Source organism: Tolypothrix sp. PCC 7712 (assembly GCF_025860405.1).
Lineage (GTDB): Bacteria > Cyanobacteriota > Cyanobacteriia > Cyanobacteriales > Nostocaceae > Aulosira > Aulosira diplosiphon.
Genome location: NZ_CP063785.1, coordinates 7,400,028 through 7,416,396, shown reverse-complemented (window position 1 = coordinate 7,416,396; position 16,369 = coordinate 7,400,028). Strand labels below are relative to the sequence as shown.

General features: G+C 42.5%; 18 protein-coding genes. 9 read left to right on the top strand and 9 right to left on the bottom strand.

From position 1 onward, the window contains the following. Positions 1 to 240 precede the first annotated feature (240 nt). Positions 241 to 1,629, bottom strand: coding sequence for an IS4 family transposase (locus tag HGR01_RS30165; RefSeq protein WP_045868524.1), 1,389 nt, complete (start codon positions 1,627 to 1,629; stop codon positions 241 to 243). An 81-nt stretch (positions 1,630 to 1,710) separates the two neighbouring features. Here HGR01_RS30165 and HGR01_RS30160 point away from each other — a divergent pair, with 81 nt between their 5' ends. Continuing rightward, positions 1,711 to 1,896, top strand: a complete 186-nt coding sequence (locus HGR01_RS30160; protein ID WP_155539018.1) for a hypothetical protein — start codon at positions 1,711 to 1,713, stop codon at positions 1,894 to 1,896. Positions 1,897 to 1,940: 44 nt separating this feature from the next. On the opposite strand, the gene HGR01_RS30155 is transcribed toward HGR01_RS30160, so the two are convergent. The 5 genes from HGR01_RS30155 to HGR01_RS30135 form a co-directional block, all read right to left on the bottom strand. Beyond that, on the bottom strand, positions 1,941 to 3,134 hold the full coding sequence (locus HGR01_RS30155; RefSeq protein WP_045868525.1) for an SAM-dependent methyltransferase: 1,194 nt from the start codon (positions 3,132 to 3,134) through the stop codon (positions 1,941 to 1,943). 77 nt (positions 3,135 to 3,211) lie between these two features. Then, complete coding sequence (locus HGR01_RS30150; protein WP_045868526.1) at positions 3,212 to 3,598, bottom strand: hypothetical protein; 387 nt, start codon at positions 3,596 to 3,598, stop codon at positions 3,212 to 3,214. A 76-nt stretch (positions 3,599 to 3,674) separates the two neighbouring features. After that, positions 3,675 to 3,935 (bottom strand): hypothetical protein, encoded by a 261-nt coding sequence (locus tag HGR01_RS30145; protein ID WP_155539020.1) that lies wholly within the window; start codon positions 3,933 to 3,935, stop codon positions 3,675 to 3,677. Between the two features lie 668 nt (positions 3,936 to 4,603). Beyond that, positions 4,604 to 5,647 (bottom strand): SRPBCC family protein, encoded by a 1,044-nt coding sequence (locus tag HGR01_RS30140; RefSeq protein WP_045868528.1) that lies wholly within the window; start codon positions 5,645 to 5,647, stop codon positions 4,604 to 4,606. A 20-nt stretch (positions 5,648 to 5,667) separates the two neighbouring features. Continuing rightward, positions 5,668 to 6,327 carry a DUF6073 family protein gene (locus tag HGR01_RS30135; RefSeq protein WP_045868529.1) on the bottom strand — a complete coding sequence of 220 codons (660 nt, stop codon included), beginning with the start codon at positions 6,325 to 6,327 and terminating at the stop codon, positions 5,668 to 5,670. A gap of 257 nt (positions 6,328 to 6,584) precedes the next feature. Here HGR01_RS30135 and HGR01_RS30130 point away from each other — a divergent pair, with 257 nt between their 5' ends. From HGR01_RS30130 to HGR01_RS30095, 8 genes are all read left to right on the top strand, one after another. Next, positions 6,585 to 7,955: a cytochrome P450 gene (locus HGR01_RS30130; RefSeq protein ID WP_168160935.1), complete on the top strand. Its 1,371-nt coding sequence runs from the start codon at positions 6,585 to 6,587 to the stop codon at positions 7,953 to 7,955. A 54-nt stretch (positions 7,956 to 8,009) separates the two neighbouring features. Next, entirely contained in the window at positions 8,010 to 9,038 is a 1,029-nt protein-coding gene (locus HGR01_RS30125; protein WP_045868531.1) for an ester cyclase, read from the top strand. Between the two features lie 100 nt (positions 9,039 to 9,138). Beyond that, positions 9,139 to 10,197: an ester cyclase gene (locus HGR01_RS30120; protein ID WP_045868532.1), complete on the top strand. Its 1,059-nt coding sequence runs from the start codon at positions 9,139 to 9,141 to the stop codon at positions 10,195 to 10,197. Positions 10,198 to 10,349: 152 nt separating this feature from the next. Further along, on the top strand, positions 10,350 to 10,586 hold the full coding sequence (locus HGR01_RS30115) for a DUF4287 domain-containing protein (RefSeq protein ID WP_045868533.1): 237 nt from the start codon (positions 10,350 to 10,352) through the stop codon (positions 10,584 to 10,586). A 30-nt stretch (positions 10,587 to 10,616) separates the two neighbouring features. After that, the gene (locus HGR01_RS30110; protein ID WP_045868534.1) at positions 10,617 to 10,979 is read left to right on the top strand and encodes a VOC family protein; all 363 of its coding nucleotides are present in this window, start codon (positions 10,617 to 10,619) and stop codon (positions 10,977 to 10,979) included. Positions 10,980 to 11,210: 231 nt separating this feature from the next. After that, entirely contained in the window at positions 11,211 to 11,693 is a 483-nt protein-coding gene (locus HGR01_RS30105) for a nuclear transport factor 2 family protein (protein ID WP_045868535.1), read from the top strand. Between the two features lie 36 nt (positions 11,694 to 11,729). Next, a complete protein-coding gene (locus HGR01_RS30100; protein ID WP_045868536.1) occupies positions 11,730 to 12,800 on the top strand; it encodes an aldo/keto reductase in 1,071 nt (356 codons plus the stop codon). A 296-nt stretch (positions 12,801 to 13,096) separates the two neighbouring features. Continuing rightward, on the top strand, positions 13,097 to 13,768 hold the full coding sequence (locus tag HGR01_RS30095) for a DUF4277 domain-containing protein (RefSeq protein WP_228045159.1): 672 nt from the start codon (positions 13,097 to 13,099) through the stop codon (positions 13,766 to 13,768). Positions 13,769 to 13,861: 93 nt separating this feature from the next. Here HGR01_RS30095 and HGR01_RS30090 read toward each other — a convergent pair whose 3' ends face one another. The 3 genes from HGR01_RS30090 to HGR01_RS30080 all read right to left on the bottom strand — a co-directional run bounded on the left by HGR01_RS30090 (position 13,862) and on the right by HGR01_RS30080 (position 16,038). Next, the gene (locus tag HGR01_RS30090; RefSeq protein WP_235623021.1) at positions 13,862 to 14,671 is read right to left on the bottom strand and encodes a transposase; all 810 of its coding nucleotides are present in this window, start codon (positions 14,669 to 14,671) and stop codon (positions 13,862 to 13,864) included. Positions 14,672 to 14,765: 94 nt separating this feature from the next. Beyond that, on the bottom strand, positions 14,766 to 15,002 hold the full coding sequence (locus tag HGR01_RS30085; RefSeq protein ID WP_045868538.1) for a hypothetical protein: 237 nt from the start codon (positions 15,000 to 15,002) through the stop codon (positions 14,766 to 14,768). A 658-nt stretch (positions 15,003 to 15,660) separates the two neighbouring features. Beyond that, complete coding sequence (locus HGR01_RS30080; RefSeq protein WP_210403064.1) at positions 15,661 to 16,038, bottom strand: hypothetical protein; 378 nt, start codon at positions 16,036 to 16,038, stop codon at positions 15,661 to 15,663. Positions 16,039 to 16,369: the final 331 nt, after the last annotated feature.

Sequence of the window (16,369 nt, the reverse complement as noted above, 5' to 3'; positions counted from 1 at the left end):
ACCCAGAACTTACTTTAGAATTAGTTGATATTAATTGTCAAATGTATGACAATGCGTCAGAGGAAAAAAGTTAACAATTGAGAACAAAGCTGAATACCGATACTGTTTATTTCGTGTGGATGGAGAGAAAAAAGGGACAAGTCCATCTCCAAGATTTGACATTTATTCTCTGCTCTCAATCTCCTCATCTAGGAAGAAACTGATACGAATGGCACTAAGAAAAGCTGAAACACTTGCGGTTTAAGCAGTTTGCAATTGCTTGCGTAATTCGTGCCGGGGTTTCGTCATTAAGGGGTAAGCTTTCGGGCGGCGTTTACGCACTCTTGCTTCGCTTCGACCTGGGCGATAGGGAACTGCTTTATGAACAATAACTTTAAGTAAAGTCCGATAAATTCGGAGACATTTTTTAGAAGAAGCGGCTAACAATTGGTGAATAAAGTTGTTTAAATGATGGCGCGTGCCTTGCAAAGACAAGCGTAACGGAGGAGTGCTGTAAGTAGTACCTGCCGACCACATCAAACTACGAAGTAGATTATAAACGAGCAAATAAGCATAAATTTCTTTGCGTACCATTGAAGGGGTTTTACATCGCAAAATATCCATGCCCAAAGTAGTTTTGAGATGTCTTAAATCTAGTTCAACATCCCAACGTTTACCGTAAAGCCCAACGATTTCTAAAGTAGAATAAGTTGTTTTATCTAGGAGGGTAGTGATTAAACTAACTCTTTGAGTCCGGAAACCGGGAATAACAATATAATAGTAAATCTCTCGCACAGTTATAATTGGAGGTAGAGCATCAAATTCATCTAAACTCAATCCTTTGGGGCAGATTTTAGGTTTGTGCCAAGTCACTAACTTGTCACATTCTCCAACAATCTTACCTTTTCTCATAGAGTTTTTCCGGCTTTGATGTTTACGGAATACTGCATCACAATCAAGTTTTTTAATAGCGACTATATCGGCATAAGCGCAAAAAGCTCTATCTCCTAAAAGGATATCTAAGGGATTAAGAAACTGATATAGTTGACGAGCAAGTTTGATATCATGAGTATTCAGAACATCTATAACTAAGGCAACAGCAGCACCTGTTGCTAAACTAAATAGCACACCAATTTTGGCAATTGGAAATCCACATCCAGATTTTTGAGTTTTTAGTTGAGGGTATGCTTTCTGGTTCTCCGCAGTGTCAGGCATGGAGACAGTTGAACCGTCTATTACCAAGACATTTCGACCACACCATAAATGTTCTGTCGTCACTTTCTCTTCTATATTTTTCCCAGCCTGATTGAAAAGTTTTTCTAATAACTTTTCCGGCAATCTTGACCGTGCTTGACAGTAAGCACTTGTATCAGTTGTTCGCGGAGCGTCTCGAAGAGAAGGAATTTCCACTCCTTCTCCTGTTAAATAGGCAATTATTTTACTCACGGCATTGTGGCAACTTTTATCAGTATCTAAAACCTGAGATAAAAATGCCCATAATGTTACAATTGGGTCAAACAATCGCTTCTTATATTTAATTTTTAACTCCCCTAGGACTTTCTCAATTACCGAGTATGGTAACAATTCTTTAAAAGGTAATCCCAGACTTTGGTTAAATTTATCCTTGAGGATTGTCACACGATTTGTCACAGTAGTAGTTATGCTATTGGCTTACTTGTATCAAAGAAAGTATTTCATGAACGAGTAAGCTTTTTCTACCTACAAAAATTTTTGCACATTCCCTACATACTTGTTTCATCCATTCCACTCTTCGAGCGCGATCGCCCTTCTGGGGCTACGCGATCGCTCCCAGGAGGACGCAAGCTATCATCACAAATAAGGCCTCCTCAAAGCGATCGCGTAAAACGAAACTTCATTAACGATAATCTTCTGAGCCATCCTTCCATTGTTCAATAGCTTTAAAAGCTGTAGAGCTTGTTACGCATAGCTTATAGCTTTTCTTAGTGCCATTCGATTCTCACTCTTTGTGGGCGATAGCTCTCATAAAGTGCATCTTTTAAACCTTCGGTTGCAGTCCACTCGACCAGATCATAATCCAGGACTACAACTTCTTTTAGTTCTAAGGTTATTTCTGGTTGCTCCCTTGCAGTCTGTTTCGGTAGTGCAATAATTTTCCTGGCAGGGATTTGAACAGTTTCAGTAGGATGCTGCCATACTGGTCGTGCTGGAATTTGCTCAATCAGCTTCAGCAGTTCGGCAAGCTCTACAGTTTGAGGAAGACAAGAAATCTCCGTAGGATTAGCAGCAGGCACTTTATCGATTACCGTCAGCCGAGTGTCGATTTGTGTACCATGCTTGGAGTACACTTTGCCGTTGACTCCGATTGAAAGCACTACTGTTGCTTTTTCCTGCAACCTCGTAAAGGTCTCTCGCCAAGTGGGATTTGCAGATGAGAACCAATTAGCAGTGATTGTTACCAACCGTCCGCCATTGCACAATCGCTGCAATGCTGAATTCAGATGACGAGCCGTGGCATCTGGATTGCGATCGCTAATTTTAGGTGATGAAGAAAATGGTGGGTTGATCAACATTACCGATGGCTGAGTCTTAATAGCTAAATAATCATTGATTTGCTCGGCGTTGACAGAGAATAAAGGAACACCAGGAAACAAGCGCCGGAGAATTTTTGTTCTATCTTGGGCTAGTTCATTAAGCATCAGACTCGCACCCTGAAGTTTTGCGAACTGGGCTAATATCCCGGTTCCTGCACTTGGTTCTAACACAAGGTCATTACTATTAATTTGTCCAGCTTTTGCAACCAAGTAAGCCAATGGTAATGGTGTTGAAAACTGCTGAAGTTTCAGCTGCTCCTGACTGCGGCGGGTATGCGTGGGGCAAAGCGATTCAAGCAGTTGCAGTTGTTCGAGGGGATTTTGTGTCAATCTTGTGTGGCGGAGGTAGAGGATGAGTGCAACTTCGATTGCTTCATACGCATCCTTCCACAACCACGCGCCTTCAGCCGCAGTGCCGAGGAAATAGCGATTCATCTGCGATTGAATTATTTTTGTGGACAGAGGTCGATGATCAATTAGTGATTTGGCTAGTTCTTGGGCAACATTTACCACTGATTGCCCATAGTCTAGAACTGTTTGTAGGTCAAACAGGCATCCTTGTGTAGCGATTTGGCTGACCATATCTATACATATTAATCTTCACTTCAGCTTGGCGTAGCCAATACTGCTATTAGAAGACTTTGCCCAGCAGCAGGAAATCAAAGCAAAGTTAATTGTTTGATGTAAATCTCTTTTGGATGTTCACGTTCAATCCAGTCAAAAGCACAATCCAAATTATGAATAAATTCTTGCCAAGATTGAGGCTCTGGGATGCTAAGAGATGTTTTCTCGGCTGCATATTCGTTCACCAAACAGGCTAATTCCAGCATTTGTGAATATATATCAAAAGCCAGTTGATTGCACTTTGAACGAATTCGCCGTTTCACTTTTTCACTGGAAGTTTTCCAGAAAATGCTGTATTGGGTTTTGTAATATTCGTCAGAAAGTGCGATTGCTGTTTCTAAATGCTGTCTTGCAAGTGCAAAACCTGGGTTATCTGGAGCGTATTTTAGAGCTACTACTAATGCACAGTGCGCCGCTTGCATATCTTAAAAGGTTGAAACATCAAATTGAGCGATCACTTGATATGTGATCGCTCTACGTCAAACTGAAAGATTGAAATTAAGCCGCTTTCTTCCTTGGTCTACTGGGTTTGCGAGGAGGTTTATCTGTAGTAGATTTGGATTTGGCAGTTGAAGCAGTTTTCTTAGTAGTTTTAGAATGTTTCAGTTGTAATTTTGATGCTGGTGGTAGTAACTTGAGTGTAGAGAATGGTATTACAATTAAGCTGGTTTCGAGAGTCAGGGGTTGTAGTTCTGGCTCCAGTTCCCAAGGATTAGGGATTTGTTCAACTGGTGGCGCGATAACTGAAATCTCTGACACTGAAACCATTTTAGGACAGTAGTTTGACTTTTTGAACTTGATCGAAGATTAGTCTATAAAGGCACACACCACCAGCATCTAGCACAATTCGTAAGGGCTGAGTGTGACTTACTGGATAAATACGCAGCACCAAATTTTTGAGAAAGAAAAAGTTAAGAAATTATTTGTGCATAAAATTGGAAAGCATTGCCGCACAAGCATTTGGCATGGGTGCGACCGCCTAACACTTTTGTGCGGTCGCAGATCTTCAAGAGAAAAGTATAGGCTAGGTTATGTGGTGTTAGCGGGTTGAGAAGGCTTCTCTAGAAGCTCAATTTCTCCAGTTAACTTTGCCGCTCTAGTTTTTTTGTAGCCTTTAAAACTGAGTGGGTGTGGCTTTGAAAAACTTCTCGGCAATGAATTGCGATCGCTTGCAGCTATATTAAACCTAGTGCCTAAAAAATTCGCACTCAACAATTGAGTGCGAAACAAATCAGCTACAATCCTTATACAACAATCAATTCAGCCCTTGCTTGTTATTTTGGCGGCAAATTTCAATAAGTCTGCGAATTTGGTAGGTAAATTTCACTTAGTCTGCGAACCCACACTAAGTCCGAAACAAATCCGCCGAAACCCCACATATTGCGTTCGGAAAATTTCACTTAGTCTGCGAACCCACATCAGCTTGCTTACCAGTTATGTGGCCCAGCCGTTGCATCAAGTGCTCTAAATATCAAACTCGCTCGCTGCATGGCATCTGCCCAAAAACGAGTGAAAATCTTGCGTTCTGACAGTTGCAATCCTGCAGGCAAGTTTTCCCAGTTGTAGTGAAACACCTGAAGGAAGCTACGTCCCCATCCGGCTGGCTCAAGCCATAGTCGTCCTTCTACCGTCGTTTGCCAGACTGGACGAGTGAGCGAAAATGAGATATGGGGTAAGAACGACGGCGGAGACTGTCCTGGCAGAACAACCTCCTGAATTGCCATTTCTACCATTCCACTGGCATCTCCAATCAAAATGGGGAGTGACTGATTTGGTGCGATATTGCCCTGCGTTGCCAGCAGCCAGTATTTCAGGCTGGGAGGGCTAAAAAGCCTATCCCAAGTTTCATAGGTTGATGCTGGCAGTTCAATTTGGGCATAAGGACCCATCCGTCGCCAGCACCAACGCCATTCGGTGCCAGTACGTAAGTAGTTCGCTAGTTGATCGAGGATGCCGTTCCATCCGCCGCCGTTCCAAGTTTGCCAATCCCAGGGGGGATTCAGGGCTTCTTCGGTGACAGTGATGCGCGTTCCAGTGGTGATCGCTTCTAAATCCCAGGTAACGGATGTAGCTTGACCAATACCCAACCAACGCCAAAAATATTGCAATCGATGAGATGGCTCAACTACAGCCGAACGACAGAGAAAAAACTCTCCATCTTCAAAGTCCAGCATACAATCTTGATCAACTTGCAGTAAGGAACCATGACACACCGCCAGCCAAAGCTTGAGAGCATCAGGATTGGTCAATGCCTGCCAAACGATCTCTAGGGATGCTGGCAGATCAATACTAGTGACCAATTGCTCCCAGCGATCGCGAACCAGTGTGCGAGCACTGGCTATTCCGAGACGAGGAATCATTATGTCTGTCCCATCCAGGTTAGCCAGACGAAATCTATCCACGAAATTGGGTGGCGGCTTGCCATCTGGACGAGCAAAATCGTTAATGGCGTTAACACTAGAGTCAGTCATGGATGCTTGCCTTAATTACTCTATTCAGATGCAATACTTTGGAGTTGAGCCTCGGTAACGTAATTGCCCATTGCAAACTTGAGGCCTGTGAGGTAGGCGGCTGGCTTGCTATCTGGATTGGCAAGATCGAATAACGGTAACACTTGGTAAATTCGCCCTTCTCCAGGATTACCCGCAGGCGGAATTGCTTGCACATGGTCAATAGTTAACTCAATCGGTTCCTTGTTAAACAGCGTCATCCCCAATTGTGGCAGAGTAAATAATGCTGCAACCGCCATCCGGCAAGCTTTCTCAGGTTGTTCACAGTTCATATCTGCCCAAGGTGTCCGCAGCATTCCCGTAGATAGAATATCTGGGTTCAGCGTCACGACGATCTGTCCAATTTCAGGGGCTTCCCCTCGCATACACATTTCAATTAAGTTTGTATAAACTTCTGAATCTAGCCACTGATCTGTAGAAGGCTGAGAACGGGCAACCCGAACATAGCCCTGAAAATCAACCTTAAATTCACCTTTTCCAGGAATCATAAAGGTGTCGGTGGAGCTAATGCCTAAATTGTCAATACCAGGAGGTGGGGGGGTGTAAGGGTCAACAGTCTGTGGTGCATAGAGATTTGGCAAATCACGTAAATCAACGCGCGGCCCCCAAGTGATTTTCGGGTTGGTGACAATGGTTGTCATATCAATCAATCCTTATAAAATTATTCGCGTGTCTATTACAGTGATTATTCTGACTGAAAACACATCACCCCAACTTCTCTCAATTTGCTCAATTCGCCAGTTCATGAGTTCTTAGCTGTCTTACCCTCACTTCTCAAACGAGTATGAGAGTACAACCTTTGAAAGCATTTTAAATAAAGCAATCTCGAAGAAGTAAGCCACCTTTACCCTCTGGCAACATCATTAACATCATGGTGTTATTAGCAAGGAGAACTGCCTTGACTCTTCCGACACCACCGACTCTTTGCGGCTTACCGTTCTTCGGCAATTTCCTTGATTATCACAAGGATCATTTGGAGGTTTTTTGGCAAGGTTACAAGACACTCGGCCCCATTTTTTCGCTGCGTCTGGGCCCGCAACAGGCGGTGGTGCTGATTGGGCCAGAGTATCATCGCTTCTTCTTTACCCAGGTCGATAAGATTTTATCCATGCCAGAAGTGTACAGGTTCGTTATCCCGATGTTTGGGAAAGTCCTGAATGCGATCGAGGATGAAGATGTTCGCAAAAAACAGCTTGCTTTATTGCATTCTGCTTTCCAGGGAAAGAAGATGCAGATTCACGTTGAGGTTATGGTGCGAGAAATTTTGGCTTGGCTTGATAGCTTAGGCGATTCTGGCACGTTTGAACTGTATGAAGCTTTTTCAGCAGTGGGAATGAAGATTGCAGCCAGTGCTTTCATGGGGCAAACAATTCGTCAGCGAATCTCAGAGTTTTTGCCACTCTACGAAGATCTTGCTAGAGGAATGGATTTTGTGTTGCCTCCAAATCTGCCTCTACCTCGTTTTCGACGACGCGATCGCGCTCGCCAAAAATTGATTGAACTGATCCAACCTGTGATTGCAGAGCGTCAGGCATATCCTGAACGCTACGACGATTTTTTACAAACAATTGTGGCCGGTAAATATCTCGACAAATGTCTAGATACCGATGAGATGATTGTGGGTTTAGCACTCATGACCGTATTTACTGCCTATATCACCACATCTGCACAGTGCTGCTGGAGTTTAATTCAACTGCTGCAACATCCCAATTACTTAAGTCGTGTTTTGGATGAACAGGATTCCATATTGCACAACGATCCAAAGCAGATCAACGTTGAAAGTCTGAATCGACTGGATAGACTAGGATGGGCGCTCAAAGAAACAGAACGGATGTATCCGGTAATGAGCCACCATGCCCGCTATAATGCTCAGGCCTATGAATTGGATGGCTATTACATTCCGCAAGGTTGGTTTACGATGATTTGTCCAGCGATTGCTCATCGTTTACCGCATGTGTTTTCCCAAGCGGAAATTTATGATCCAGAGCGTTTTGCGCCACGCAGAGCAGAGGAGCAAAAACAAGAGTACAGCCTAGTCGGTTTTGGCGCTGGGTTATACCGTTGTCCTGGCGCCAGCTTCGGGATTAACGAGATGAAATGTATATTGAGCCTATTGTTACAACGCTACAACCTAGAGTTGGTAAAACCGAATCCAGGGCGTGATTTTGAGATGGGAGTGATGCGACCCCGTTTTCCTTGTCTTGTCAAATATACCCGTCGAGCTCCAGTTCAGACGAGTTTTGAGATTCCTATTCCAGAGTTGAGATGAGTTCCGAATGCAGGATATCAATCACAATGACCATCACATAAGGACTTGACTTTCATGACCCAATTCAAAAGAGATCCTCTCACCAAGCACTCAGAGAGCAATCTTACCGTTACCAACAATAGCAACATTTTTATTCCCGAAAATTGGGCTTCGATGAGCGCACAACTCAAAGAAACTCTCGTCGAACTATTACTTTCAGGCCCGATCTCTATAGCTGGTAAAGAGACGCTGGTTTCCCAAGAAGAAGAAACACGTCAGCTGCATCTGAGTCTGCTTGCTCGCTACGTTGAGGAACAAGCAACCAGGAACTATGTATTGCCAGAAGACACAACTGCAATGACCACAGAGGAAAAAAATCGTCTCTTTGATCAAGTTGTGCAAGGCAAAGTGGCTATCTCGCCACAGGAACTACGACTACAAAATGTCGCCTTATTTTACCGCTATATCGAGTGCGAAAATGCGCGAGACTACGAAAATATGAAAAAACTCTTCCATCCAGAAGGGTTTTATAGCAAAACTTATTTTGGTAACGATCCGATTAGTTCAGAGTCCCATGTCAGAATGCTGAAAGGACTTTTCCGGGCTTTCCCAGACTGGTTCATGGTGATCTACGAAATTATTTCTTCCGATGAACGCGCCTGTGTAGGACTGATTACAGGGCGCGGTACTCAGTATGAAGAATTCTTTGGCCGTCCTCCTGCTGACCACCAGATTGCTATTCCCACACTGCACGCGATCAAGTGTGAGAACGGTGTCATTGTTGAACATCGTCATATCAATCCTTTTGAAGATATCTTCGCAGCTCAAGCAATGGCTCCATTAACGGAAGATATTATGGCAGTTCGGGCGCAACAGGGCTTTGACAGTAGCATGGCTGAAAAAGCTTATGAAGCCGCTATTGCTGCTGGAGCTTCTGAGGAAAAATTGGCCCAGTTGCGAGAACTCGTCAAAAATAAATCACGCCAGTGCCAGACGCTTCTCAAGGGGACACTGCGGCGGTGTGCCATGATTGCAGAGCCAGGTGAACTTTATTGTAGACACCATCTGCATCATGGCTATGGCATCGACGGAATTGAAGACTAGGGATATTTTGTGCGATCAGCTTTGGTGATGGCGATCGCGATCAATTACATCCCATCAAAAGTTAACCGCTTACTTAAGCAGCTCTCGCCAGGAGATGAATATGTCTGACAATTATGAGAACGTAGCATCAGAAAACAACAAAGCAACATTGCGGAAATTTCAAGAGGAAGTTTTTAATCAGCACGATTGGCGGATTGAAACCTTAGAAAAATACCTCACTTCTGACTTTGTTGATCACACGGCAGGCCCCAAGGCCGAGCCTGGAATTCAGGGGGTTGCCCATCGACTAGAACGCTGGTCTAGTGCCTTTAGTCAAGCCTACAAAGAGAATTACGCCGTACTGGGCGAAGGCGATATGGTGGCGACGTTGTGCTATATGCACGCCAAACACACAGGCCCATTCATGGGAATTGAGGCAACTAATCGGCAGGTGATGATTCCGGCGATCGAAATCCTCCGCTTCAAAAATGGTAAGATATCTGACTTCTGGTCAATTTATGACTATCTCAGCACTGCTGCTGAAATTGGGGCTAGGATCAAAATGCAGCCTTTAGCAGCAGATCAGGTAAATACAGAGGATGCCAGCCAGGAAGTTTACCCAGGATTTGGCCCGGATGATCGTCATGGCATTCCCATCAATGTGATTAACGTCGGAGAAACCAGCGATCGCGTTGCACGTAACAAAGCAGCATTGTTTCGCTTCCAAATCGAGGTATTCAATGGGCAAGACTGGCGAGTTGAGACCTTAGCCAAGCATCTCACCTCCGACTTCATTGACCACGCAGCCAGCCCCAGAGATTTACCTGGGTTAGAAGGTGTGCAGAGTCGATTTTCTGCATGGCAATCAGCTTTCTTTGCGGCGCGAGAAGAAAATCTCGCCATAGTTGGTGAAGGAGAGATGTTAGCGGTTTTGTATGATTTACATGCCCAACATGGGGGTGAGTTCATGGGTATCCCAGCCACTAACAAGCCTGTCGTCATTCCCGGAATTGAATTCCTGCGGTTTGAGGATGGCAAAATCGCTGAACACTGGGGTATCTACGATTTCATCAGTACAGCAGATGCGATCGGTGCAAAACTCGAATTTGTACCTCGCACTCCAGGCGACGAGAGTGGCAGACGAAGCGTGTATTCCCAGACAGGAAATGTACCTAGTTAGGAGGAACCCGATTCATTCACATCACCCTATAATCAATCACAGCAGGGTTTTCATTCTCGGTAGGCATAGACCAAAACATCCTCTATAATACGAGACTAGCGACCAGCAAGTGACTCAAAGGTCAGCTTTCTACCTTGTTAGGAGTGAGGCAAATGGCTAAATCAAAAGCAGGATCGCGCAGTATTAAAGAGGAGACGGTAAAGGCTAAAACTGGTAAAGGCTGGGACGAATGGTTCTCTATACTCGACCAGTGGGACGTTAAAGAGCAAGGACATACCAAAACGGCGGCATATCTCCGCTCCCAATACGCACTTAGTCCTTGGTGGTCGCAAGCCGTAACTGCCCGATACGAGTGGGAACATGGGCTAAAACAAGCAGAAAGTGACTAATGTAAGACATTTTTCCGTAATATCACTCAGATGATTACTAACATTGCTAAAGTTGGTGTTTGTGTTAAAGACCAGGACAAGGCTTTGGACTTCTACACCAACGTGCTGGGTTTTGAGTTGATCGCCAATGAGCCAATGGGAGCAAATGCTCGTTGGATTGAGGTATTACCATCAGGCGCTGAGACGAGCTTGGCACTGTGGACTCCCCCTGGCTTGGAAGAGAGAATCGGGACGTTTACCGGAATTGTCTTAAAATGTCAGGACATCCACAAAACCTATGAACAGTTGCGTCAACAAGGTGTGAATTTTACGCAGGAACCTGTGGAACAACCGGGAGGGGTCATGGCTACATTTGTTGATCAAGATGGCAACACATTTGTTCTGCGTGAGTGACGTTCAAGACTTGTATTCTAGACTGTCGTTATATTGCATCTTGTGAGATCATCAGTACCATTCCTCTACAGGTAAGCTATTACGCCGCAGACAAGATGCACATTAACTTGTGAAGTCAGCTGGCTCACTAATGACGAGCATAACCAGAAATTCAGCAATTTTGGCGCGCCTAGCTTAACAGTGGCACTCAGACTAAACATGATTATACCGAACCACAAAGAGGAAAAAACAATGTATGACAACAATATTGATGAGCGCCTTTACGAAACTGGCAGGACACTGCGAGCTTTTTTTGAAGGATTTCTAGGAGTGGAAGTTCCCAAAAAACGGAGAAAATCTCCCAAGAAAGAGATCATGGAATTTCTCAGCGATTTTCAGGAAGTCATTGTTCGCAAGGACGAATCAGCATTGGAGCAAATGATTGATGATGATTTCACCTTGGTTGATAATACCGGGAATGTGATTGACAAACAAAACATGATTGAGCATATCTTGAGTCCCTCACCTGGGGGAATAAATTGGAATGAATTTGAAAGAAATGTTGAAAGCGCGAAATTCTATGGAAATGTGGCAGTGCTGGTCAGCCAGTTTCAGATGAGAGGTAACTTTGAAGAAAAAGATTTCAGTGGTACATACCGCGATACCAATTCCTATGTCAAACGGGATACTGGTTGGCAGATAGCGTCTTCTCATATATCCTTTGTTTCTCCATGACCGATTGATATCAGATCGACAAGATGGATCAAAAACATGAGATACAAACTGTTAGGCAAAAGCGGACTGCGCGTCTCCGGCCTTTGTCTAGGGACAATGGGGTTTAAGGAAGGATTGAACTGGGGATCTTCTCAAGCAGAAAGTCAAAAAATTTATGATATCTTTACCGAGTCAGGTGGCAACTTCATTGACAGTTCTAACTCCTATGGTTCGAGTGAACAATGGCTAGGTGAGTTTATCGCCACTGACAGAGGACGAATTGTTTTAGCAACTAAATATACTGGGAGCAATCTCACCAATGATATCAATAGTTCTGGCAGCCATCGTAAGAGCATGGTGCGCTCTGTAGAAACCAGTTTAAAGCGACTGCATACAGACTATATCGATCTTCTTTGGCTCAACGTGTGGGACTTTATGACCCCCGTCCAAGAAGTTATGCGCGCCTTGGACGATATGATACAACAGGGCAAAATTCTTTACATAGGTGTCTCGAATGCGCCTGCCTGGATTGTTGCCCAGGCTAACACACTAGCTGAACTGCGGGGATGGTCTGCCTTCATTGGGTTGCAGATTGAATACAATTTGATTGCCAGAGAGGTTGAGCGCGAGTTACTCCCAATGGCACAAGCTTTGGGCATCGGAGTTACCGCATGGACTCCACTTGCAAGTGGTTGGCTGACTGGCAAATACAGCCGACATAATTGCACAGTGAGTCACACCGCACAGCCAAATCGTTTGGATGATCCCATCATGGGACACTTTGTTGAGAGGAGTGATCGCAATTGGTTGATTGCGGAAGAAGTCAGCAAGATTGCTCAAGAGATTGGCCAAACCCCAGCCCAAGTAGCTCTTAATTGGCTCAGACATCAAAATGTGATTCCCATTATCGGTGTACGTACAGCACAGCAAGCCAAGGAAAATCTGGACTGCTGTAACTTCAATTTGACTGAAGAACATATCCATCGACTCAATAGGATCAGCGAGATTGAACTAGGTTATCCTCATGACTTTTTGGCCAGCAATATAGTCAAAAAATTCATATATGGGGGGATGCTAGATTTAATAGACGTTGCTGAGTACAATACCTTAGCCAAAATAAGAGGATGAGGAGAGAGGGCCAGGGCAAACGCATCTAAATATTGACAAAGTGCCAAATAGAGATGGGTTTTAGTAGAACAAATGAACTAGATATAACTTGCGAACAGAGCGATGCCTGCGGCAACCTAGCGGAACGCTAAAAATGATATTGTCATTCTCAAACTGTGCGTTCGCCGATTTTGAAGCAGTAAAAGGAATTAATGGCTTTATCGGTAAGGGTTAAGACGATTTTTAAAGCAAAGGTATTATGAGAGAGGATTTGAGGGTAGTGTGAAGCTCAGATTGTGTTGGAATGGAGTGCATCGATGAGCGAGACAGAAGTAAAAATAAGCTCCGAGCGGATAGACGATATTCCATTGATAGTTGAATGGCTCAAGCAAATTGAAATAGCCAAACATATCGACCAAAAATTGAAGAAACCACACGGAAACCACCAAGGAATGAGCTATGGGCAGTTGAGTGTATTATTTCTAACATATATAATCACTCAATCAGACCATCGCTTGTGTGCGGTCGAAGCATGGGTAGAAACACACCGAAGAATATTGGAATTAAGTACGGGATGGTCGATAGGAGAAAAAGATGCTAGTGATGACCGATTGGCAAGGGTAGTAGAAGAATTAGGAAAGCAATCACTTGCTAGGCAGGAAATAGAAATCAAATTAGGAAGGCAGATAATTAAAGCCTACGAATTACCAACGACTAGGGCACGCACGGACACAACGAGTTTCAGTGTCAACCATGAAAATCAAAGCGATACAGAAGAGAATCTACTGTGTTATGGCTATTCCAAAGATAAACGCCCAGACTTATTGCAATATCGTCAGTTGTTAGCAACGCTTGACCCGATGGGAATGCCGTTAGTTAGCGCCACCCTCGAAGGAAATGGAGCCGATGACCCGTTATATTTTCCCACTTGGCAAAATATACAAAAAGTCAGTAGACCGAAAACTTCTGCGATCGCTAAAAAATGGTAGTTTACGATATAGTTTTGGGGGGAATATACAAAAGCTGATTGCTTGGCTAAATGATAAGATTAATTTATAAATAAACCCCAAAATCAACCAAAATCAGCCAGATGGTAAGTAAACTTCACAGGCAACTCCATAATTGCGGTCTACTGCTTGACGTAAAAACTCAAGCATTTGTTTAAGGGTAAATAGATGGGAGAAAACTTGTCTTGAACTTTTTTTTAAACGGCTGAGATAATGCCAGACTAGATAAATCCAAACATTAATAATTAAAAAAGCTAAAGCTACAAATAGAAATCTAATTGTGGGATTTTTGATAGTTGTTTTAATCCGACATTGATTTTTCATCCGATAGCTACTTTCAATTCCAAAACGGAGACGATAGTCGTCATGTATTGAATGTAATGACAACTTAACTTTATACACAGCATAAACAAAAAATTCTCGCCCGTGCGCTCGCCTTTTGCCTTTTTTATAGGTACAAACTATCCAAACTTGAAAAGTGACAGAGCCATATTTATCGCTGTTTAAAGTGTAAGTTGTTTTATAGCTTCGTCTGCCTCTAATTAATTGTCTAGTACCTCCATGTTTGCCGCGAACAATTACTGGCATTTCAAATGGAATATCAAGAGCTTGTAACCATCTGATCACTGGGACACAGAAGAATTCACGGTCTAAGTATAATCTTTCAATTGTAAGATTTAAAGGCTCAATCAGTGCTAGAAGATAAGTGATAATTGCTGCCTTCGTATTTTGTTGTTGAACAGCTTTGATAGCTAAGGTGACTCTTTTATTCTTCTTAATTACATAAACAGTAGCGTAGGCATAGAAAGAACAAGTACCACTTTTAGCTTGACTTCTATAAATATATGGTGCTTCTGATGGTGAAGGTTCACCATAATAAGGAATTAAGTTGAAATCAATAGCTATTTTTTGTTTACCTTCTCGGATTCCATCTGGTAATCGGCTTTGAAGTGATGTATTTAAGTCTGTTTCTAGAGGTTTAATATCTGAATATTTCTCGCTTAGGGTAACGAATGTCGTTGCTTGAGGGAACGTTTTTTAAGACTTTGGTTGTGTTTTCAATACTATCCCTTTGGGTGGCTGCTCGAATTAAAATTTCAAAGATATTTTGTTGTTTACACTTACCTTGAGTCTGAATTGGAATATGTTCTGTTAAACAGTTAACTACTTCGTTTAAGGTTTTACTATCAGTTAGAACTGGCTCCGTTGCATTCATAGCCAAACTAAATAATCCTCAACTTTGCTTCTTTACCTCCATACTTTACAAAAATTGCATACTACAGATCCAGAACTATCTTTTGGTGGGCGCGTTACTCTTAACTTTTTCAGTGATTAATTAGTTTTACTTATTTATAGTTGCTGAAGGAGTTTTCTAAAAAATGTATTTCAGAATACGGTTTTTTTGACAACAGTCGGTTTTATAGGTATCGCTCTGTGCGTGATCGCAGAACTTTTAGGTCTACTGACAATACATTAGATTCTTCTGATTCCTTATGTCAAGCCTGATTGAGATGCTCTTACCCTGCATTAAAAGCTATATTCCTTGTTGTGTATGGCTTATAGCTTTTCTTAGTGCCATTCGCTTATATCCTACATTCCGCACCTGAAACTCGTCTAAACTCCAGTAAATGAGGTAGGAGCAAAATGAGCAATTTCGGAGAAGTACTAAATTTAAGTTCGAGTATACCGTGGAAGTATTTACTGTTAACTGAGTGACTGCTTGTCAATTATTTGTATGAATCAAATTGAAGTATAGAGCAATTTTAGTGCTTTCCAAAACGAGTTTATGGTACACACCTCTAATCTGGCAAAAATCCTTTAATAAAGTTAATTAGTTTCAGGCAAGGCTTACGTACCAATTACAATCCTCAATATTACTCCAGCTTTGCCTCTAAACGATCTTTATAAATTTGCAGTCCAAGTAACACTAAGTAAATTAACATTTGATCTGAATTTCTTTGACTTTCTTGTGCCAACTGACGAATCTCGTCGGATGAAATTTGTTCGTTAAATAGAATTAAGTTATTCCTCAACTCTTGAATTAAAGTACGCCGATTTCTCCTTGCGCTTTCCTGAAGTTCCTGACCAAGGGGAGATAAGAGCAATAAATTCAGTAGCTCAACTACAAAGCGTGACATTGTATTTCCCTCTTCTCTTGCCTGATCTGCTACTTTGTTAAGTAACTCCTCTTTCATGTAAAAAGTTGGACGACGCGCCTCTTTATTGCCAGTTTTATTTTCTTTTCGACTCAAATCTAAGCCTCGTATTTTATGTATTATTATTAACTTTTTTGTGATTATAATTAACGATATTTATAATATTTATCTATTAAAGTCAGATAGTTATATGGTTTGATTTAGCTCAATCTAAACACCTATATAATCTTTATACAATTTTTTGTTTATTAAAACTTGTAAACTTCGCTTGAAAGAGGTTAAAGTAGTACTTTAACCTTATTTTATAAATTACTCTTTGAGTATCCTCTCTCGTCAAAGTTTATTTTTCCATTTTTAGAAGGACAGAACTTCTTCATTTTTGCTGTTTTAGTTTACTTTGTGTATTTAGCTGAACAAAAAACTATAA